The following is a 19,459-nucleotide window of genomic DNA, read 5'->3' as shown; positions in this document are numbered from 1 at the left end:
CCGCCCCCACGGACGAAACCGACGAGATGCTCATGCTGCGTTATGCCGGGGGAGACATGGGCGCATTCGACGCGCTGTATGGCCGGCACGAACTGGCGGTGTGGCGGTTCGTGTTTCGCAGCGTCAAGGTCCAGGCCGTGGCCGACGACCTGCTGCAGGATGTCTGGTTTGCCGTGGCGCGCCATGCCGGCAGCTACGAGGTGAAGGCGAAATTCCGCACCTGGTTGTTCACACTGGCGCACAACCGGCTGGTCGACCACCTGCGCACCGCCAAGAACCACGCCAGCCTGGACGCGAGCGACGACGACGACGCGCGCAGCCTGGCGGACACGCTGGTGGCCGACTCCGGCTTCGGGCCGGTGCGGCAGTTGCAGTCCCGCGAGCAGGCGGCGGCGCTGATCGCCGCCGTGGAGCAACTGCCCCTCGAACAGCGGGAGGCCTTTCTGCTGCAGGCCGAAGGTGACCTCAGCGTGCAGGAGATTGCACAGGCCACGGGCGTGAATTTTGAAACCGCCAAGAGCCGCCTGCGTTATGCGCGGGTCAGCCTTCGCCAGCACCTCAAGGAGTTTGCAGCATGAGCGCGCCAGACGACGAACTGGTCCGGCGATACCGCGAAGCCAGCGCGCAGGAAGATGCCCGCCCCGGCGCGCAGGTGCGCGATGCTGTGCGCGCGCATGCGCAGATGCTGGCGGCAGCAGCCGCCACGGCCCCATCACCCACGGCAGCCCCACCCACCCGTGCCGCCGCCAACCAGTCGCGCTGGAAGATCTCGGCCCTGGCCACCGTGGCCGTGGTGGGGCTGACTGGCTTGCTGATGCTGCAATTCGAGCGCGGGACGCCCGAAGAAAAAGAAGTCGCCTATGGCCAGCGCCGGGCCGAAGCGCCAGCCCCCGCCGCATTGCCAGCTCCCGCACCTGCACCTTCCACGGCCCCAGCGGCAGAAACAAACTCAACGGCGCCATCGGCCGCTGCGGGTTTGCCAGACCGTGCCCGCGACACGGCGATCCCACCGGCCAGGTCCACGGCACAAAAACCTGCGTCTGCGGCGCCAGGCCAGGCCAGGCCACTGGCCAAGACTGTACCGGCACCGGCCCCCGCAATCGCGGCCCCCGAGGCCGAGTCCTCACCGGGCCACAGCGCAGCCGGGGCCGTTTCAGGCTTTCCCGCATCGCCGCCCATGACGGCCGAGAAGGCCATCACGCCCCGTCCCGCACCGCCCCCCGCGCCCTCCGCTGCGCCAGCCCCCCGCGCCGAGATGCGCGAGCGCTCCGTTGCGCAAGATGGTGCCGCTTCGAGGGAAGTGGCGCCACAGCCCCAGGCCATGCCATCCGCTGCGGCACCTGCCGCCGCTGCTGCGGCCCGCAGCCTACAAGGCGGCAATGCTGCGAACGGCAAACTTGCTGCCACCGCACCCAGCGCCGATGCGGGTTCCAGCGCCTTGTTGTCGCGGCACTTGTGGGAAGCCGCCCGCGCAGGCGACGCCCTCCAGGCGGAAAGCCTGGTTCGCCAGGGCGTGCCCATCGACGCCCGCGACAGCGCTGGCAGGACGGCACTGATGCTCGCGGCCATCCACGGCCAGGCCACCGCCGTCCAGAAACTCCTGGCCCTGGGCGCCAACCGAACCCTGGTGGACCGCGAAGGCCTGAACGCGGCGCAGCAAGCCCGGCAACGGGGACATGCGCGCATTGCGGACCTCATCGAGGCTGAACAACGCTAGCCGCGGAACCTCCAGCGCAGGGAGTGTCCAGGCTCAGAACCGCACGGCCTCGAAAGCCGGGTGCAGCGCGTCGATCCAGTGGTCCAGCTCATCCTGCGTCACATGCAGATGCTGCATGCAGGCCTGGCCATGCTGCAGCCATTCGCGCGTGGGGGCCAGGCTGTCGTGGTGGTTCACCAGGTACTCGGCCAGCAGGCCCAGCGCCACGAGGTGCCGAACCGTGGGGTTGAAGCGCTCATCGCCCAGGCACGCAAAGTCGTGGTGCAGCCAGATGGCCTGCGCCACATCCCCCGGCAGGTGCCAGGTGCGGGCCACGATGGCGCCCATCACCGCGTGGTCGGTGCGGTGGCTGGCGTTTTCGGTCTGGGTGAAGGTGCGGTCCTTGCGGGCCAGGGCCTCGGTCACGGTGCCGGCATAGCCCCGCACGGCCTTCACCAGCACGGGCATGCCCACATGGCAGAACAGCCCGAAGCTGTAGCCCAGGCCCGGGTCAAAGCTGTAGAGCTGGTGGCCGATGTGCTCGCACGCGATGGCGCGGCGCTGCGAGCTTTCCCAGAAATGCTCCAGCAGCGGAGACCGCACCTGCAGGGCATTGCGCGTGATGAAGGCCGACAGCAGCTCCACCGCCGGCTGCAGGCCCAGCACCGTGAGCGCCATGCCCACGGTCTGCACCGGCTGGGCCAGGCCATACAGCGGGCTGTTGGCCAGCCGCATCACGGCGGCGGCCAGGGCCACGTCCGAGGAGGCCAGTTGCTCCAGGGCGGCAGAGTCCAGCTCGGGCGCGGCCACGATCTGCTGCAGGCGCAGCAGCGACTCGGGGCACGGCGGGACCACGATGGCCCGCACCGCAGGGTGCACGCGGGCTTGCCGGATATCTTGATCGATGGGGTGTGGAGCGGTCACGAAGAATCACCGGGCCGCCCCGGTACGGTACACACAGGGGTTGCCCGCACAGTTGCAATTCGTTGCATTGTGGCGCCAAAAGGCGGGGCGCAGGCGCGGCACGGGTGGGGCACCGTCTTTTCCACGGCCGGCGATGCCGCACGCCGGGCGCGCCGCGCCGCAGCCACGGCTCAGATATCCGCCCCGTCCACCCCCATCAGGGCCTGGCGGGTGCTCAGGCTGCTGCGTCCGGGCATGGCCTCGCCCAGGTAGTCCAGAAAACGCCGCACCGCCGGGGACAGGCCCCGGCGCGATGGAAACACCGCATGCACGATGGCGGGCAGGGGAGCCCAGTCCGGCAGCACCCGCACCAGCCGGCGCGCCCGTATTTCCTCGGAGCACATGTAGTCCGGCATCCAGCAGATGCCGGTGCCCGCCATCGCCGCGATCTTGAGGGTCAGCAGGTCATCGGCCACGTAGCGGGGGGCGTGGTGCACCACCTGGTGCACACCGCCGGGCCCGATGAGGTTCCAGGTGGACCGGCCATCGGGCGCCGACATGGCGATGCTGTCGAGCCGCCCCAGGTCCTCCAGCGTCTCGGGGGTGCCCTGGCGGATCAGCAGGTCCGGGCTGGCCACCAGGATCTGGGTTGCATGGTCAAGGCGCTTGACGACCATGCTGCCGCTGTCCTCCACCGAGGGCCGCACGCGCAGCGCCACGTCGATGCCTTCCTCCACCAGGTTCACGGCGCGGTTGCTCACCAGCATCTCCACCCGCACCTCGGGGTAGGTGGAAAGAAACTGCGGCATCAGCTCGGCCAGCACGGTCTGCGCCAGCGTCACCGGACAGCTCACGCGGATGGTGCCCCGCGGTGCCGTCTGCACCTGGGCCACGGTGTCGGCAGCCGCCTGGGCGGATTCCCGCATGGCCTGGCAATGGCGCAGATAGGCTTCTCCCACCTCGGTGAGCGAGAGCTTGCGCGTGGTGCGCTGCAACAGCCGCACGCCCAGTTGCGTTTCCAGATCCGACACGCGCCGAGAGAGGCGCGACTTGGGGATCCCCAGCGCCCGCCCGGCGGCGGCGAAGCCGCCCCGCTCCACCACTTCGGCGAAATACAGCATGTCGTTGAGGTCTTGCATGGTGAGAGCGTGTTGTGCACGTTGACGTGCCCGCGAAAGCCGGGACCACAAGGCCTGTGCCCGCGCCCAGCGATCACCGGCATGGAGGTCCCACGGTAAGGCAAGGCGCATCACACGCCCTGATCGTTCTATGGATAGAACAATCTATCGCAAGTTCACTACCTTATCAACATTTTGATGCATCCTCACAATTCATCCCATGGCCACACGCCGTGGTCCCACCGCTGACACACCCCCAAGGAGTTCTCTCATGCAACTGCTTCACATCGATTCCGCCATCACCGGCGAACAATCCGTCTCCCGCGAACTCACCGCCCGCATCGTGGGCGCATGGCAGGCCAGCCACCCCGGCACCAGCGTGCAGTACCTCGACCTCGCCGCCCAGGCTCCTTCGCACCTGTCATCCGACTCCCTGGGCTTTCGCACCGGCCAGGGCGCGGCGACGGAACTCCAGCGCCAGGAAAACGCCGTGTCCGAAGCGCTGGTGAGCCAGTTCCTGGCCGCCGACGTGATCGTGGTCGGCGCTCCGCTGTACAACTTCTCGATACCCAGCCAGCTCAAGGCCTGGATCGACCGCATCGCGCAGACGGGCCGCACCTTCAAGTACACCGACAAGGGCCCCGTGGGCCTGGCCGAGGGCAAGACGGTGATCGTGGCGTCCAGCCGCGGCGGCGTGTATTCCACCAGCGAAGGCGGCCAGGCCCTGGAGCACCAGGAAAGCTACCTGAAGGTCGTGTTCGGTTTCTTCGGCATCACCGACGTGCGCTTCGTGCGCGCCGAAGGCGTGGGCATGGGCCCGGACGCCAAGGCAGCGGCCCTGGCCAATGCCGACCGTGACCTGCAGGCCCACACCACCGTCGCGGCCAACCAGGCCCGGGTGGCACAGGCAGCCTGAGCGGCATCCGCAGCCGGGCTGGACCGCCGCCAGCCGGCTGCACCGCAACTGCTGCCGCCGGCGGCCCCCCGCATCAGGGCAGCCGTGATCGCAGACCCTCTGAGCTTCTTCGAGCGGCATCTGCGCCCCTGCGCGCGCTGACGCCAAAGGTGCAGATGGCGCGGCCGCTCAGGCCGCGTGCGCCTTCACCCAGGCCACGTATTTGTCCACCCAGCCTTGCAGAAACTTCCTGCTGCCTTCGCCCACGTTGCCATCGGCATCGAAAAGACCGTCCTTGGCATGGATGAATGCTTCGGGCTGGCCCAGGGTGGGCATGTCAAGGTAGGCCAGCACGTTGCGCAGGTGCTGCTGCGACAGGGCCGTGCCGATGGCCCCCACCGACGCGCCGATCACGCCCGCGGGCTTGCCCGCCCATGCACTTTGGCCATAGGGCCGCGACGCATGGTCGATGGCGTTCTTGAGCACGCCGGGGATGGACCGGTTGTACTCCGCCGTCACGAAAAGCACGCCCTGCGCGGCCTGGATCTCGCGCTTGAGGCGCAACACTGGCGCGGCCTGCTGGCCATCGTCGTCCTGGTTGTACAAAGGCAGGTCGTCAATGCGCAACTGCGTGAACTGGAAATCCGCCGGTGCCAGCCGCGCGATGGCGGTGGCCAGCTGGCGATTGAAGGAATCCTTGCGGAGGCTGCCGACGATGACGGCGATCTGGACATTGCTCATGAAAACTCCTTGTGAATGGACGACAACGGAGAAAAAAAGCACCGCATGGCATCGACCGGAACGTACCGGGCCATGCTGTACACAGCGCTTGCCATGATAGCCACAGCCCCGCGAAAACGCAGGGCGGCGGGCCCGGCGCAATTGCTGCATTTTGTATAGCGTATTGCGCCGCCATGAAGGCCCGCCCGGTCGGCCGCTAGCCCGCGCGCCGCTGCCCGGCCAGGCGCTGCACCACGGCCACCAGGCGGTCGATCTCGTCGAAGGTGTTGTAGAACGCCAGCGAAGGCCGCACCGTGGTCTCCACGCCGAAGCGGCGCAGGATGGGCTGGGCACAGTGGTGGCCGGTGCGCACGGCGATGCCCTCCTCGTTGAGCGCCTTGCCCACCTCTTCCGTGGTGTAGCCCGCGAGCACGAAGGACATCACGCTGGCCTTGTCGTCGGCCGTGCCGATGAGCCGCACGCCGCGGATCGCACCCAGGTGGCGCATGCCGTAGACCAGCAGTTCGTGCTCGTAGCGCGCGATGTTCTCGATGCCCACCCGGTTCACGTAGTCGATGGCGGCGCCCAGGCCCACGGCGTCGGCGATGTTGCCGGTGCCGGCCTCGAACTTGTTCGGGATGGGCTGGAACACCGTCTTCTCGAAGGTCACGTCGGCAATCATGTTGCCGCCGCCTTGCCAGGGCGGCATGTCTTCGAGCACCGCACGCTTGCCCCAGACCACGCCGATGCCAGTGGGTCCGAAGACCTTGTGGCCCGAGAACACGAAGAAGTCGGCCCCCAGGTCCTGCACGTCCACCCGCATGTGCGCGACCGACTGCGCGCCGTCGACCAGGGTCGTGGCGCCCGCCCGCCTGGCCAGGGCCACGATCTCCTTGACCGGCACCACGGTGCCCAGGGCATTGGAGACCTGGGTGACGGCGACGATCCTGGTGCGGTCGTTGAGCAGCTTCTGGTATTCGTCGAGCAGCACCTGGCCCGAGTCGTCCACCGGGATCACGCGCAGGCGCGCTCCCTTGGCGGCGGCCAGCTGCTGCCAGGGCACGATGTTGGCATGGTGCTCCAGGTGGCTGACGATGATCTCGTCGCCCTCGCCCACATGCTGCGCGCCCCAGCTCTTGGCCACCAGGTTGATGGCCTCGGTGGCGCCGCGCACGAAGATCACCTCGTTCACGTCGGGCGCATTGATGAAGCGCTGCACGCGCTGGCGCGCGCCCTCGTAGGCGTCCGTGGCACGGGCCGCCAGTTCATGCGCCGCGCGGTGGATGTTGGAGTTCTCGTGCGCGTAGAAGTGGCTGATGCGGTCGATGACCGACTGCGGCTTATGCGTGGTGGCCGCATTGTCGAACCAGACGAGCTGGCGGCCATTCACGCGCTCCTGCAGCACCGGGAAGTCGCGGCGCACCGCATGCACGTCGAACGCGGGGTGGGCGCTGCGGTCGGCCTGCGGGACGCTGCCGGCAGCCGGGGCACGGCCGGGCGTGGTGTAGCCGCCGGGCAGCACCACGGCGTGGGCGAAGTAGAAACGCGGCTCGGTCGATGGCACCGTGCTGGGCACGCCGGTGCCGGCCGTGGGCGAGCCCACGCGCGGCACTTCGGGTGCGGCAAAAGGCAGGCGCGCCAGGGCATCGAGCCCGCCGGGAACGGCGCCATGCCCGTCGGGCGGTGCCACCTGCGGTGCGCGGTCGGCCGCCAGCGGGTGGCCATGGCGCTCACCGAGAAAGTAGTACGGCGATGCTGTCGATGGGACGGGTGGTGCGGAAGGCTGCGCCGCCTCGGGCACCCCCAGCACGCCGCTGCCAAAGCGCGGCTCGTAGGCCGGCAAGGTGCTGATCACCGAGTCGGGTACGCCGTTGCCAGCCACCGCATGCGGCAGCAGGGCCGGCGCGCGGTGCGCCAGCGAGGCCAGCGGCGTGGGCGAGGCCGGCACCAGGTTGGCACCCGGCACCAGCCCTTGCGGGATGGGGGTGCCGGGCACGCCGGGGCCAAAGCCCGCCGGGCTGACCAGCGGCGAGCCGGCCGGTGCGATGTTGACGGGCGCCTGCACGCCAGGCGGCCAGGGCGTGCCCTGCCCCGCACCAGGCAGCGAGCCCGGTGGCGTGGAGGGCCGGCCTGCGGCCGGCCCGGCAAAGCGCGGCTCTTCGCCAGGCCGGGCCGCGAACAGGGCCGTCGCCAGCCCGGCCAGCAGCGCCGGGTCGATCGGCGGCTGCAGCGTGGCGGGCACGCTGGCAGGAAGGGAGGATGGAGTGGTCACCACGCGGCCGCTTTACTTGTAGGTGTCGGGGTAGTCGTGGTACTTGTTGATCTCCACGTCGTCCAGCACGGCCAGGGCATCGGGCGTGAGCACGGCCAGCGAGCAGTACAGCGAGATCAGGTAGGACGCGATGGCATGGTTGTTGATGCCCATGAAGCGCACCGACAGGCCGGGGCTTTGCTCGCCCGGCAGGCCGGGCTGGAACAGGCCGACCACGCCCTGGCGCTTGTCGCCCACGCGCAGCAGCAGGATCTTGCTCTTGCCGTCGGCCACAGGCACCTTGTCCGATGGGATCAGCGGAATGCCGCGCCAGGTGATGAACTGCGAGCCGAACAGGCTCACCGTGGGCGGCGGCGTGCCACGGCGCGTGGCCTCGCGGCCGAAGGCGGCGATCGCCAGCGGGTGGGCCAGGAAGAAGGCGGGCTCCTTCCAGACCTTGGTGAGCAGCTCGTCCAGGTCGTCCGGCGTGGGCGCGCCGGTGAGCGGAAACACGCGCTGCTCTTCCGTCACCTGGGCCAGCAGGCCGTAGTCGGGGTTGTTGATGAGCTCGCTCTCCTGGTTTTCCTTGATCGTCTCGATCGTCAGGCGGAGCTGTTCCTTGATCTGGTCGTGCGGGCTGCTGTACAGGTCGGAGATGCGGGTGTGCACGTCGAGCACGGTGCTCACGGCGTTCAGGAAGAACTCGCGCGGGTTCTCTTCGTAGTCCACGAAGGTGCGCGGCAACTGGTTCTCTTCCTCGCGGGCCGTGCAGGTGACCTTGATCAGCTCGGGGTTCTTGACCTGGTTGAGGCGGTAGATGCCTGCCTCCACCGGCACCCACTGCAGCAGGTGCGTGAGCCAGCGCGGCGAGATGGTCGAGAGTTGTGCGGTGGTCTTGGTCGCGTTGGCAAGTTGCCGTGCTGCGTTGTCGCCCAGGGCGGTCGTGCCGCCCACTGTTGCCGTCATGTGAGGCTCCGTATCAGAAAGGTTGGTAAACGAACAGGTTTCGATTCCCAGCCAGTGTCGGATTCCCCCGCTATCGCTTCAACATGCTATAGCCGCCAATCGCGAGCCTTTCAGCACATGGGCGCTGTTCAATTCGTCGCAATGTCCGAGCAGCGTGGCACTGCTCACGCCCAGGGCCTGCGAGAGCTTGTCAATGGTGACCAGCGAGGCAATGGCGCGGCCGCGCTCGATCTCGCCCACGTAGGAGCGGTTCAGGTCGGCATGCCCGGCCAGTTGCTCCTGCGACCAGCCGCGCGCTTCGCGCAGGCGCCGCACGGCGGTCCCGAAACTGCGTACCAGCACCTCACTCATGCCACGCCCACCCTGGGTTCGTCGCCGTCGTGGTGCCCGTTGTGGCGCGACAGGGCCTGGGTCACGTTGCCGCCCGCGGGCACGTCGTGCGTGATCCAGACATTGCCGCCGATGGTGGCGCCGCGCCCCAGCGTCACCCGGCCGAGCACCGTGGCCCCGGCGTAGATGACCACATCGTCTTCCACCACCGGGTGGCGCGGCAGTCCCTTCTGCAAATGCCCATCCTCGTCCGTGGGAAAGCGCTTGGCGCCCAGCGTGACGGCCTGGTAGACACGCACGCGCTCGCCGATCACCGCGGTCTCGCCGATCACGACGCCCGTGCCGTGGTCGATGAAAAAGCCCGCGCCGATCTGCGCGCCGGGGTGGATGTCGATGCCGGTCTGCGCATGGGCCTGCTCGGCCACGATGCGCGCCAGCAGCGGCAGCTCCAGCTGGTACAGCGTGTGCGCCAGGCGGTGGTGGATCATGGCCAGGATGCCGGGGTAGCACAGCAGCACCTCGTCCACGCTGCGCGCGGCCGGATCGCCGTGGTAGGCGGCCAGCACGTCGCTGTCGAGCAAGCTGCGCGTCTCGGGCAGCGCCGCGGCGAAAGTGCGTGCCGCCTGCACGGCGCGCTTTTCGATGTTCTGCTCTTCCACCGGCTGGTGGCGCAGCACGTAGCGCAGCTCCAGGCGGATCTGCGCCAGCAGCGCGTGCAGGGCGGCGTCCAGCGTGTGGCCTACATAGAAGTCCTCGCTCTCCTGGCGCAGATCGGGCGGGCCCAGGCGCATGGGAAACAGCACGCCCTTGAGCTGTTCCACGATGTCGGCCAGCGCATCGCGCGAGGGGAACTCGCGCCCGCCCGGCTCCTGGGAGCGCTTTTGCAGGCTGCGCCAGTCGCGGCGCACGGCGTGCAGCGACTGCACGATGGGTTCGATGTTGAAGACGGCCATGGGAAGAAGAGAGAGCAGTGGTTCAGTCGTGAGGGGGTTGGCCGCGGGCAGTCGGTTCTTCAGTCCTGGACCCAGGGCAGGCCGTGAAAGCGCCAGCCGTCGGAGCCGCCGCGCTGCTGGCGCTGGTCGATCTCGCCCTCGAAGCCTTCGAGCACGTTGAAGACGCGGGTGAAGCCGGCCTTGGCCGCCGCCTCGGCCGCCAGGGCCGAGCGCTTGCCGCTGCGGCACAGCAGCAGCGCCGTGGCCTCCTTGCCGCCGTGGCTGGCCAGGCGGGCCTCCAGCTCGCGCACGAAGCGCGGGTTGCGCTGCAGGGCGGTGCCCGTGGCCCAGGGCACGTGCAGGCTGTCCGGCACCTGGCCGACGAACTTCAGCTCTTCGGCCGAGCGCACGTCCACCAGCACGGCATCGCCGGCCAGGACGAGTTTCCACGCCACGGTGGGCGCAACGCCGCCCGCATAGGGCAGGCCGGACGCCAGTGCGACCGAGCGGGCAGATTCCAATTCGTGTGCGAGCACAGCGTCCTGGGTGTCCTGGATGGCGGATGAAAGCATGGCAGGGGTCCTTGAGGCTAGGGTTTCGCAGCCCTCATGGGCGGGGCTGCCGTGAACAATGTGTTCACTCTAGAACCCTTCTCATAAAACCCAAAAGAATAAAATTTGGTTTCTATAAAACCAAAACATCCTTGAGTTTGTTCAGGCAAACCCTGTGGCTGCCAACCCGTGCAGGGCATGGCCAAAGGGCCGCAGATCCAGGCGCTCCGGCAGGTCCAGCACCTGCTGCGCCAGGGCCTCCCCCACGGCGGCCGAGTGCTTGAAGCCATGGCCCGAGCAGGCGGAGGCCACGTGCACGCCTGGCCAGCCGGGCAGCCGGTCGACGACGAAGCCGTGGTCGGGAGTCACGGTGTACAGGCAGGCGCGGGCGTCAGTGCAGCGGGCGGCCGGGGCATCAAAGCGCGGCAGCACGTGGCGCTGCAGCATGCTGTGCTTCTCGGCATCGGCCACGGTGCGGTCCACGGTGTCCGGGGTGGTGGTCTCCAGGTACTGCGCGGTGGCCACCTTGAAGGCCGGCGCGCCCTCATCCGCGATCGGGAACCCATAGATCGAGTCGTCCGGTCCGTCGCGAAAGGTCCAGATGAAGACCGGAAACACCCCGGGCTCGAACGAGGGCCTGGCGGCCCCCACGTCGAACCAGAACATCACCTGGCGGTACACCGCCAGCCGGGGTGCCCAGGCATGGCGCAGCTCCTGGCCCAGCAGGCCCGGGAGCCAGGGGCCCGCGGCCAGCACCACCTGCCCGGCGCTGTAGCGGCCCTGCGTGGTGTCCACCCGCAGGTGCCCGCCTTCGCGCGCGAGGCCGGTCACGCGCACCCCTGTCTGCACCGCGGCGCCATGCACCTGGGCCTGTTGCAACTGGGCGCTGACGGCGGCCTCGGGCCGCACGAAGCCGGCGTCGCGCTCCCAGTAGGCGAATTCGTGGTCGTTGAGCTGGAACTGCGGGTAGCGCCGGCGCAGGTCGGCATGGTCCAGCACCTCGTGGTCTATGCCATGGCGGCGCGCGATCTCGATGGTGTTGTGCACGAAGTCCAGGCAGCGTCCCTGGTGCAGCGGCGCGCCATCGCGCGGACCGAGCACCAGGCCGTGGGTGCGGGTGTAGATGGGCTGGCCGGTCGCGACCTCCAGTTCGCGCCAGATCTCGTGCGAGCGGCGCACCAGGGGCACGTATTCGTCGCCCTCGCCCACCGCCAGCCGGGTGATGCGGGTCTGGCCGTGCGAGGAGCCCAGGCTGTGCGGCGGCTGGAACTGGTCCAGCCCGAGCACCCTGGCCCCGCGCCGCGCCAGCTGGTACAGCGTGGCGGAGCCCACGGCCCCGAGGCCGACGACGATACTGTCGAAATGTGCCATGCAACGATCCGATGATCAGCACCGGCAGCAGGTGGCCGGGCGGCACCATGGCGCCGCGCAGGGTGCGGCACGCCCGCGGACAAGCCGTCCCGGGGCCCGTTCAGGCAACGGCAGCTGGAAGCATCAGAAGCCTGGCAGCACCGAACCCTTGAACTCGGTCTGGATGAACTTGCGCACTTCTTCCGAGTGGTAGGCCTTCACGAGCTTGGCCACCCAGGGCTTGTCCTTGTCGGCTTCGCGCACGGCGATCAGGTTGACGTAGGGGCTCTTGGCGTTTTCCTGCGCGATGGCGTCCTTGCCCGGGTTCAGGCCGGCCGACAGCGCGAAGTTGGTGTTGATGGCCGAGGCGTCCAGATCATCCAGCGAGCGGGGCAGTTGGGCGGCATCGAGTTCCACGAACTTGAGCTTCTTGGGGTTGCTCACCACGTCCAGCGGCGTGGCCTTCAGGTCGGCGCCGTCACGCAGCTTGATCAGGCCCTTGTCCTGCAGCACCAGCAGCACGCGGCCGCCGTTCGTGGGGTCGTTGGGAATGCCGAACTTGGCGCCTTCCTTCAGGTCTTCGAGCTTCTTGACCTTCTTGGAATACAGGCCGATCGGGAAATTGACGGTATAGCCCACGGGCACCAGCTTGTAGCCACGGTCCTTGACCTGGGCATCCAGGTAGGGCTTGTGCTGGTAGCTGTTGGCATCGAGGTCGCCGGCCGACAGCGCGGCATTGGGCTGCACGTAGTCGCTGAACTCGACGACCTGGATCTTGAGGCCGTCCTTCTCGGCGACCTTCTTGACCACTTCGAAGATCTGCGCATGGGGACCGCCCGTCACGCCGATCTTCAGGGGCTTGTCCTGCGCCAGGGCGCCGGTCGAAAAGCCGGCGGCGAGGGCCAGGGCGAGAGTGGTTTGCAGCAGCGAGCGCTTGTTCACGGAAGACACCTTTCGTTAAGAGATGCAGGCATCCTAGGGTTTCCCCGATAAAACTGGAACGAATAAGTTTTTATGTTCTTACAATTAATATGAATAACGTTTGTCACCCTCGCAGCGCGACGTTGTTGAGCTTGTCCAGTCGCTCGGGCCAGGTGCCTTCCACCGTCGCGCCCTGAAGCAAAATGCGCGTCCAGGCCACCCAGGCGTCCCACTGCACCCGCTTGTCCCACGAATTCCCCCAGGCGCTGAACAGCTGCAGCGCGCTGTCCGCCGCCGCCCTGGCGTCCTGCCTGCGGCCCGCCGACAGATACAGCTGCGCCAGCACCATCTGTGGCTCGCCCACCCAGGGGTTGTGACGGACCGCGCTTTCCAGCACCCCGGTGGCCACATCCAGGTCCACCAGCGGCTGGTCCTGCTGGATCACCGACCAGTACAGCGAGGCGGCCGCCGCCTCGTCCGCCGCCGCCAGCGGCTGCGTGCAATGGGCAAACACGGGCGGCGTGGGCAGCAGGCCCTGGAGGCCCGGGTGCTGCAGCGCCAGGCCCAGGCCGTTGATCTGCGAGACCATGCGTCCGCTCGGCCGCATCGGCCCGGGCCACAGCGACGCGGCCCAGTGCACCGGCTGGGGACGGTGCTGCACCGCGGGGAAGCGCGAAAAGATGTCGTCCTGCCAGCTGAACCACTGCTCGATGGTGTCGGCCATGCTCACGATGATGAACGCCGCCACCTCGTAGGGCGTGAGCACGTGGCGCACGCCGTCCTTCTCCAGCGCCAGGCTGCCATCGGGCTCCAGCTGCCCGGCCAGCACGCGCTGCACGAACTGCGTGCGCGACTGCGTGCAGAACAGGTAGACCAGGTGCTCGGCCGATTCGCCCGCGATCTCGCGCACGCGCGCACGCTCCCGGGCGGGGTCGAACTTCACCAGGTCCACGAAGGCATTGCCATACACGCTGTGCAGCAGCCCCAGAAGGCGCACATCGCGCGGCTGCCGCCACACGGTTAGCGAGCGCGCCACGCCCACCAGATGGTGGCGGAAGGTGCCCGCCTTGTGCCAGTCCTGCCCCACGTTGCGTGCGAGCACCGTGGGCAGCGCGGGCGCGAGGTCGGCGTCGCGCGCCAGCCACTCTTCATCCAGCAGTGGCTGGGCACGGGCAAACAGGTCGGGGTCGAGCGTGTGAAAAGGCAGCATCATGGTCTGAATGTCTCCGGCGGTTGTTCTGGCAGATCGAAATGCAAAGTACACACAGTATCAGCGCGGCTGGCGGGGGCCGCCAAGGCCACGTGGGTGTATCAATTCGATAAAAATGGCTGCAGCGCTTTCTGGATATACGCTTCAAGCTATCAAAACAGAAGCAAAAAGTCTCCCATATGACGCATCCCCATCCTGCGACACTCCCATCCGCGAGCTTGCCGCCACCAATTTCCAGTTTTATGGAATAAATTTCCATTAAACTGCCGCCATGGACATCAACCACCGCATCGCCCGCCGGTTGCGCGAGCTGCGCGACACCCGGGGCTACTCACTGGACACGCTGGCCGAACGCAGCGGCGTGAGCCGCTCCAACATCTCGCTGATCGAACGCGGCCAGAGCAGCCCCACGGCCGCCGTGCTGGACAAACTGGCCGTCGGGCTGAGCGTGGCACTCGCCTCCTTCTTCGAGGACGGCACCGATGGCGAGCGCGAGGCCCTGCCCTCGCCCCTGATCCGGGCCGCCGACCAGCCCCGCTGGCAGGACCCGGCCTCGGGCTATGTGCGCCGCCGGCTGTCGCCGCCCGCGCCCTCGCCGCTGCAGCTGGTGGAGGTGGAGTTTCCGCCCGGCCAGCGCGTCGCCCTCGACTCGGCCGTGCACGATGCCGACATCCACCAGCAGGTCTGGCTGGTGGAAGGCCGCATGGACCTGACCGTGGGCACCACCACCTGGGCGCTGGGCGCGGGGGACTGCCTGGCCATGCAGCTCAACCAGCCCATCGTGTTCCACAACCCGGGCACGCGGCCCGCGCGCTACCTGGTGGCGCTCACCACGCTGGGCCTGCCGCCTGCCCGCTTCGCATCCCCCACCCCGAGGAGAAAACCATGACCACCGACACACGGGCCCCTTCGCCCGCCGTCACCATCCGGCGCCTGGGCGCCCGCGAGGCGGCCGCGAGCGTGCCGGCGCTGGCCGACGTGCTGATCGACTGCGTGCAAGGTGGGGCGTCGGTGAGCTTCATGTGGCCGCTGCCGCGCGACAAGGCCCTCGCGTTCTGGAGCGGCGTGGCCGACGGCGTGGCCCGCAACGAACGCGTGCTGCTGGTGGCCGAGGCCCCGGGAGGCCACATCGTGGGGACCGTGCAGCTCGTCACCGCCATGCCCGACAACCAGCCCCACCGCGCCGACGTGGCCAAGATGCTGGTGCACCGCCAGGCCCGCCGCCGGGGCATCGCCCAGCAGCTCATGGCCGCCGTGGACGACGCAGCGCGCGCCGAGGGCAAGACCGTGCTCGTGCTCGACACCGTGACCGGCGGCGACGCCGAGCGCCTGTACGAGCGCGCCGGCTGGCAGCGCGTGGGCGTGGTGCCCGACTATGCGCTGATGCCGGACGGCGCGTTCTGCGGCACCACGTTCTTCTGCAAGCGGATCTGACTTTTCCCCGGTCCCTCCAGGGACAGCGCCCCCCGGCACCCGCCCCGGACCAACCCGCATGCAGCGCACCCGATAAAACTGTATATTTATACAGTCAATCATTTACGGAGAAGCGCCATGGAAGTTCTTGAATCCACTTACGCGGTCGCCCTGCGCGACTACCCTGAAGAGCTGCCGCCCCGGGAGCGCATGGCCGCCGAGGCACGCTATGCCAGGGAGCTCGAAAAACAGCTCGGCGGCCCCGCGCAGGTCGCCGCGGCCCTGGACACCATGTCCAGCCTGGAAGAATCGCCGCCCGAGATCGTGTCGGCCGGTGACCTCGCCTTGATCAAGCAATGGGGCAAAGCCAGCGTCGCCGCGCGGCAGGCGGGGTTTCGCGACCTGGGGGAAGGAGACGGCGCGTACTTCGAGGTCCGGCTGCTGTAAGCCCCTTTCGGGGGCCCATTGCCTTGCCCTGCCCCTGCCTGGACGGACCAGGGGCCGGGAATGAGGGAGGCGGCAAGGCACGGTAGCGCGCAGCCAGTGCCCGTCACGGCACGGCCAGGGACTCCAGTGCCGCCCACACCGCCAGGATGGCCGTGTCGTGCACCTGCGACGCCCGCCGCGCCAGCCCCAGCTCCCGCCACAGCGGCGGGCTCAGCGGGCGCACCTGCAAGCCCGCGTTGTCCTGCTCCACATCGCCGCCCGCCACCCCGGGCTGCTCCAGCGGCAGCACCGCCACGCCATGGCCAGCGCCCACCAGGCTGCGCAGTGCCAGCGGGTGGTTCAGCTCCATGCGGGGGCGGGGGTTCAGGCCGGCCTGCGCGAACCAGCCGGCGATGAGCCGGTACATCTGCGTGGCCGGTCCGAAGGACATCCAGCGCTGGCCGGCCAGCCACTGTGGCGTGGCCTGCGCCGGCGCATCCCACGCGGGCGGAATCAGCGCCACCATGGGGTCCGTGCGCCAGGGGCGCACCTGCACGTCGCGGCCGGCGGCCTGCGGCATCGCGACGATGGCCAGATCCAGCGTGCCCGCGCCGAGCCGGGCCATGGCCTCGGCGGAGCTGAGCACATCCAGCTTCACATCCACGCCCGGGCTTTGACGGGCCAGCCGCTCCAGCAGGCGGGGCAGCAAGCCCGCGCTCACGCCCGCCGTGGTGGCAAGGCGCACCAGGCCTTCCAGCCCCTGCGCGCGCCGGCGCACCTGCTCCACCACCTCGTCGGCCCCGGCCAGCAGGCGGCGCCCCCCGGCCACGAGCGCCTCGCCAGCCGGCGTCAGGCTGGCCTGGCGCCGGCCGCGCACCACCAGCGCGGCGCCCAGCCGCGACTCCAGTTCACTGATGTGCAGGCTGACCGTCGGTGGCGCCAGGTGCAGGGCCTGGGCCGCGGCGGCCAGCGTGCCCAGGTCGGCGATGGCAACAAGGGTCTGGACCTGGTCCAGGTTGAGGTTTCGCATCAGGAATCCTGAATTCAATAGTCATTGAATTCAACTTTACAGATGTCTGGCTGAAAAACATCATTCGCCCATCAAAAAACTGGCCACTGCGCGCACTCACTCAGCCCCCGGAACCCCATCGCCATGCTCACCAACGACGTCTTCCTCATCGTGCTGCTGTCGGCCGCGCTCAACGCGGGCTGGAACAGCGCCATCAAGCTGGGCGGCAACCGCATCACCGCCATGGCGATCACCACGCTCATGGGCAGCGGTCTGTCCCTGCTGGCGCTGCCATGGGTCAACCTGCCGGCCGCGGCCAGCTGGCCGCTGCTCGCGCTGTCCGTTGCGGTGCACACGGCCTACCACTTCGCCTTGCCCATTGCCTACAACCACGGCGACATGGGGCAGGTCTACCCCATCGCCCGGGGCTCGGCGCCGCTGCTGGTGGTGGCGGGGGCGGCCATGTTCGCGGGGGAATGGCCAGGGGCCGGGGCGCTGTGGGGCGTTGCCTGCCTGTGCGCGGGCGTGTTGTCGCTGGCGCTCGTGCGGGGTGGCGGCACGCAGCGCCGGGCCGTGGGGTATGCGCTGCTGACCGGGGTGCTGATCGCCGCCTACACGGTGGTGGATGCGCTGGGGGCACGTCAGGCGGGGTCGGCCATCGGCTTCGCGGTGGTGCTCACGCTGGGCGACGGCATCGCCACGGCGCTCATCGTTCTGTGGTGGAAAGGGCCCCGCGCCTTCCGGGTCGACCCGCCCATGCTCTGGCGCTGCGCCGCGGCCGGCACGATGCAGATGGGCGCCTACTGGATCGCCGTCTGGGCCCTGGCGCGCGCGCCCATGGGCGCCGTGTCGGCCCTGCGCGAGACCAGCGTGCTGCTGGTGGCGCTGATTTCCACCTGGATGCTCAAGGAGCCCCTGGGCGCGGCGCGCATGGCTTCGGCCGCACTGGTGTGCGCGGGGCTGCTGATGGTGCGGCTCTCGTCCTGAAGGCCGTGCGAGCGGCCAGGGCAGCTACTGCGGCGCTTCGGCCTCGCCGAGCGGGCGCACCAGCCGCACCGGCAGCTTGCTGGCGCGGGCCACGTCGCCGCGCGCCTCGCCGGTGGACAGGTTCACCGCCCAGCCATTGATCGCCCCCATCTGGGCCGCCGCGTCGCCGGAACGCCCCTGCATGACAGTGTTGTAGTTGTACGGGTTGCCCCGTTGCGCGGCCACATTGGCCGTGGCGGACCAGTGCCACTGCGCGGGGGCCGCCGGAAACAGCGCGGCGTTCAGGCCCGGGGGACTGGCCGTGCGGTCGATGAGCCGCTGCAGCTCCGGCGCACGCGGCAGGCGCCAGGCCACGCCCTCTGCCTTCCAGCGGTCGCTGGCCAGCGCCGCGGCTTCGGCGCGGTCCAGCAACCGTGGCTTGCCGGTGCAGGTGCCGGTCTGGCGGCTCCATTGCATGCCCTCGGCGCAGCGCGGCCAGGCCAGCCGGGCGCGCAGGTCCAGGACCACCGCGCCATCCTTCGACAGCGCCCATTCGGTGGGGGCCAAGGGCTCGGCCGCCCGCGCGGGCCAGGGGGCGGCACAGGCCGTGGCGAAGGCCAGTGCGCCGCCCAGCAAGGCGGCGGGATGAAGGTGTGGGCGGGACGGTGTGGTCATGTGCTGGATGGGGGGCTGCGCGGCCACGGTGGGCGTGGGCCGCGATGGACCACAGCCTAACCGCATGGCCCGCCCCGCGCCAGATCAAGAAACCTTCGCGGTGCGCCTGCCCGCCTGCGGCCCCGCATCCGGTGCCACGCCCGCCAGCGCGCCCGACCGCGCCAGCGCCTGCGCCAGGAAGGTGACGAAGGTCTGCACCCGCGTGGAAAACTGGTGGCGCTGCGGATAGACCGCATAGACGTCGGCCGCGGGCGTCTGGTACTGCGGCAGCACGGGCTCCAGCAGGCCCTGCGCCAGGTGCCGGTTCACGTCCCACTCCGCCCGCATCACGATGCCGTGGCCCTGCAGCGCCCACAGCACGGCGATCTCGCCGTCGTTGGTGGTCAGGTTGCCCGTGATCTTGATCGACTCGGTGTGCGCCTTGCTCCCGCGCCCGGTGGTCAGGCGCCACAAGCCGTAGGCCTCGTCACCCTGGCGGATGCCGATGCACCGGTGCTCCATCAGGTCGCGCGGCACGCGCGGCCTGCCGTGGCGGTCCAGGTACGCCGGGGCCGCGCACAACACGCGCCGGTTGGGCGCGATGCGCCGCGCGATCACGCGGCCGTCGGGCGGCTCGCCAAAACGCACGCACACGTCGTAGGCGTCGTCGGTGATCGGCGGCGGGTGCACCGACAGCTGCAGCTGCACGTCCACCTCGGGGTACAGCCGCACGAAGTCGGAGATGGCCGGCGCGATGTGCATGCGCCCGAAGCCCAGCGTGGCGTTCACGCGCAGCAGGCCCTTGGGGCTGGCCCGGGACTGCACGATGAGTTCATCGAGCGCATCGATCTCGCGCAGGATGCGGCGCGCGTGCTCCAGCAGCAGTTCGCCCTCGGGCGTGAGGCTCATGCGCCGCGTGGAGCGGTTCACCAGCACCACGCCCAGGCGCCGCTCCATCTGCGCCAGGTGCTTGCTCACGGCGGCGGTGGACACGCCCATTTCGCGCCCCGCCGCGCTCAGGCTGGGGCTGGCGGCCAGGGTGGAGAAAAAGCCCAGTTCGGCGGGCTGGATGGTGCTGGAGCTCATGCATCCATGTTAACCCAGGGTTAACGATGGATTCACTTTCAGGGCATTTCTTGTGCGCATGG

Annotated in this window: 21 protein-coding genes; 7 read left to right on the top strand and 14 right to left on the bottom strand. The window is 69.2% G+C overall.

Annotated features, from left to right (window positions below):
* The first annotated feature begins 32 nt into the window (after positions 1-32).
* Both AC07OC_RS01715 and AC07OC_RS01710 read left to right on the top strand, forming a co-directional pair.
* A complete protein-coding gene (locus AC07OC_RS01715; protein ID WP_218341176.1) occupies positions 33-578 on the top strand; it encodes a sigma-70 family RNA polymerase sigma factor in 546 nt (181 codons plus the stop codon).
* Positions 575-1,717: an ankyrin repeat domain-containing protein gene (locus AC07OC_RS01710; RefSeq protein ID WP_218341056.1), complete on the top strand. Its 1,143-nt coding sequence runs from the start codon at positions 575-577 to the stop codon at positions 1,715-1,717. Before AC07OC_RS01715 ends, AC07OC_RS01710 begins: the two co-directional genes overlap by 4 nt.
* 33 nt (positions 1,718-1,750) lie before the next feature.
* Here the strand turns inward: AC07OC_RS01710 and AC07OC_RS01705 are convergent, their stop codons facing one another.
* Together AC07OC_RS01705 and AC07OC_RS01700 are read right to left on the bottom strand one after the other, a co-directional pair.
* On the bottom strand, positions 1,751-2,620 hold the full coding sequence (locus AC07OC_RS01705) for an HDOD domain-containing protein (protein WP_218294696.1): 870 nt from the start codon (positions 2,618-2,620) through the stop codon (positions 1,751-1,753).
* Positions 2,621-2,790: 170 nt separating this feature from the next.
* Positions 2,791-3,738 (bottom strand): LysR family transcriptional regulator, encoded by a 948-nt coding sequence (locus AC07OC_RS01700; protein WP_218294695.1) that lies wholly within the window; start codon positions 3,736-3,738, stop codon positions 2,791-2,793.
* A 250-nt stretch (positions 3,739-3,988) separates the two neighbouring features.
* Here AC07OC_RS01700 and AC07OC_RS01695 point away from each other — a divergent pair, with 250 nt between their 5' ends.
* The gene (locus tag AC07OC_RS01695; RefSeq protein WP_494600339.1) at positions 3,989-4,633 is read left to right on the top strand and encodes an FMN-dependent NADH-azoreductase; all 645 of its coding nucleotides are present in this window, start codon (positions 3,989-3,991) and stop codon (positions 4,631-4,633) included.
* Positions 4,634-4,801: 168 nt separating this feature from the next.
* Here the strand turns inward: AC07OC_RS01695 and AC07OC_RS01690 are convergent, their stop codons facing one another.
* From AC07OC_RS01690 to AC07OC_RS01650, 9 genes are all read right to left on the bottom strand, one after another.
* Positions 4,802-5,353, bottom strand: coding sequence for an NADPH-dependent FMN reductase (locus AC07OC_RS01690; RefSeq protein WP_218294693.1), 552 nt, complete (start codon positions 5,351-5,353; stop codon positions 4,802-4,804).
* Between the two features lie 196 nt (positions 5,354-5,549).
* Positions 5,550-7,607 carry a family 2A encapsulin nanocompartment cargo protein cysteine desulfurase gene (locus AC07OC_RS01685; RefSeq protein WP_494600338.1) on the bottom strand — a complete coding sequence of 686 codons (2,058 nt, stop codon included), beginning with the start codon at positions 7,605-7,607 and terminating at the stop codon, positions 5,550-5,552.
* A 9-nt stretch (positions 7,608-7,616) separates the two neighbouring features.
* Positions 7,617-8,549 carry a family 2A encapsulin nanocompartment shell protein gene (locus AC07OC_RS01680; protein WP_218341054.1) on the bottom strand — a complete coding sequence of 311 codons (933 nt, stop codon included), beginning with the start codon at positions 8,547-8,549 and terminating at the stop codon, positions 7,617-7,619.
* 78 nt (positions 8,550-8,627) lie between these two features.
* On the bottom strand, positions 8,628-8,900 hold the full coding sequence (locus AC07OC_RS01675) for a helix-turn-helix domain-containing protein (RefSeq protein ID WP_218341053.1): 273 nt from the start codon (positions 8,898-8,900) through the stop codon (positions 8,628-8,630).
* Complete coding sequence (gene epsC / locus AC07OC_RS01670; RefSeq protein ID WP_494600337.1) at positions 8,897-9,832, bottom strand: serine O-acetyltransferase EpsC; 936 nt, start codon at positions 9,830-9,832, stop codon at positions 8,897-8,899. Before epsC ends, AC07OC_RS01675 begins: the two co-directional genes overlap by 4 nt.
* Positions 9,833-9,891: 59 nt before the next feature.
* Positions 9,892-10,383: a rhodanese-like domain-containing protein gene (locus AC07OC_RS01665; protein ID WP_494600336.1), complete on the bottom strand. Its 492-nt coding sequence runs from the start codon at positions 10,381-10,383 to the stop codon at positions 9,892-9,894.
* A gap of 141 nt (positions 10,384-10,524) precedes the next feature.
* Positions 10,525-11,733: an N-methyl-L-tryptophan oxidase gene (solA, locus tag AC07OC_RS01660; protein ID WP_494600335.1), complete on the bottom strand. Its 1,209-nt coding sequence runs from the start codon at positions 11,731-11,733 to the stop codon at positions 10,525-10,527.
* 123 nt (positions 11,734-11,856) lie between these two features.
* Complete coding sequence (locus tag AC07OC_RS01655) at positions 11,857-12,654, bottom strand: MetQ/NlpA family ABC transporter substrate-binding protein (RefSeq protein WP_218294687.1); 798 nt, start codon at positions 12,652-12,654, stop codon at positions 11,857-11,859.
* A gap of 103 nt (positions 12,655-12,757) precedes the next feature.
* Positions 12,758-13,846 (bottom strand): DUF6817 domain-containing protein, encoded by a 1,089-nt coding sequence (locus AC07OC_RS01650; protein ID WP_494600334.1) that lies wholly within the window; start codon positions 13,844-13,846, stop codon positions 12,758-12,760.
* A 268-nt stretch (positions 13,847-14,114) separates the two neighbouring features.
* Between AC07OC_RS01650 and AC07OC_RS01645 the strand changes: the two genes are divergently transcribed.
* The 3 genes from AC07OC_RS01645 (at position 14,115) to AC07OC_RS01635 (ending at position 15,703) form a co-directional block, all read left to right on the top strand.
* The gene (locus AC07OC_RS01645; protein ID WP_494595920.1) at positions 14,115-14,732 is read left to right on the top strand and encodes a helix-turn-helix domain-containing protein; all 618 of its coding nucleotides are present in this window, start codon (positions 14,115-14,117) and stop codon (positions 14,730-14,732) included.
* Positions 14,729-15,277, top strand: a complete 549-nt coding sequence (locus AC07OC_RS01640) for a GNAT family N-acetyltransferase (RefSeq protein WP_494600333.1) — start codon at positions 14,729-14,731, stop codon at positions 15,275-15,277. The genes AC07OC_RS01645 and AC07OC_RS01640 overlap by 4 nt, the downstream gene beginning before the upstream one ends.
* A gap of 117 nt (positions 15,278-15,394) precedes the next feature.
* Positions 15,395-15,703: a hypothetical protein gene (locus AC07OC_RS01635; protein ID WP_218294683.1), complete on the top strand. Its 309-nt coding sequence runs from the start codon at positions 15,395-15,397 to the stop codon at positions 15,701-15,703.
* A 103-nt stretch (positions 15,704-15,806) separates the two neighbouring features.
* Here AC07OC_RS01635 and AC07OC_RS01630 read toward each other — a convergent pair whose 3' ends face one another.
* On the bottom strand, positions 15,807-16,712 hold the full coding sequence (locus AC07OC_RS01630) for a LysR family transcriptional regulator (protein WP_218341046.1): 906 nt from the start codon (positions 16,710-16,712) through the stop codon (positions 15,807-15,809).
* A gap of 123 nt (positions 16,713-16,835) precedes the next feature.
* On the opposite strand from AC07OC_RS01630, the gene AC07OC_RS01625 reads away from it, so the two are divergent.
* Positions 16,836-17,678, top strand: coding sequence for an EamA family transporter (locus tag AC07OC_RS01625; RefSeq protein WP_492253378.1), 843 nt, complete (start codon positions 16,836-16,838; stop codon positions 17,676-17,678).
* Positions 17,679-17,702: 24 nt separating this feature from the next.
* On the opposite strand, the gene AC07OC_RS01620 is transcribed toward AC07OC_RS01625, so the two are convergent.
* A complete protein-coding gene (locus AC07OC_RS01620) occupies positions 17,703-18,332 on the bottom strand; it encodes an Lcl C-terminal domain-containing protein (protein ID WP_494600332.1) in 630 nt (209 codons plus the stop codon).
* A gap of 84 nt (positions 18,333-18,416) precedes the next feature.
* Positions 18,417-19,397 (bottom strand): LysR family transcriptional regulator, encoded by a 981-nt coding sequence (locus AC07OC_RS01615; RefSeq protein ID WP_218294679.1) that lies wholly within the window; start codon positions 19,395-19,397, stop codon positions 18,417-18,419.
* Between the last annotated feature and the right edge of the window lie 62 nt (positions 19,398-19,459).

This window comes from Acidovorax sp. GW821-FHT10E04 (assembly GCF_059415185.1).
The sequence above is the reverse complement of the archived record's forward strand: the minus strand, read 5'-3'. Positions and strand labels throughout refer to the sequence as shown.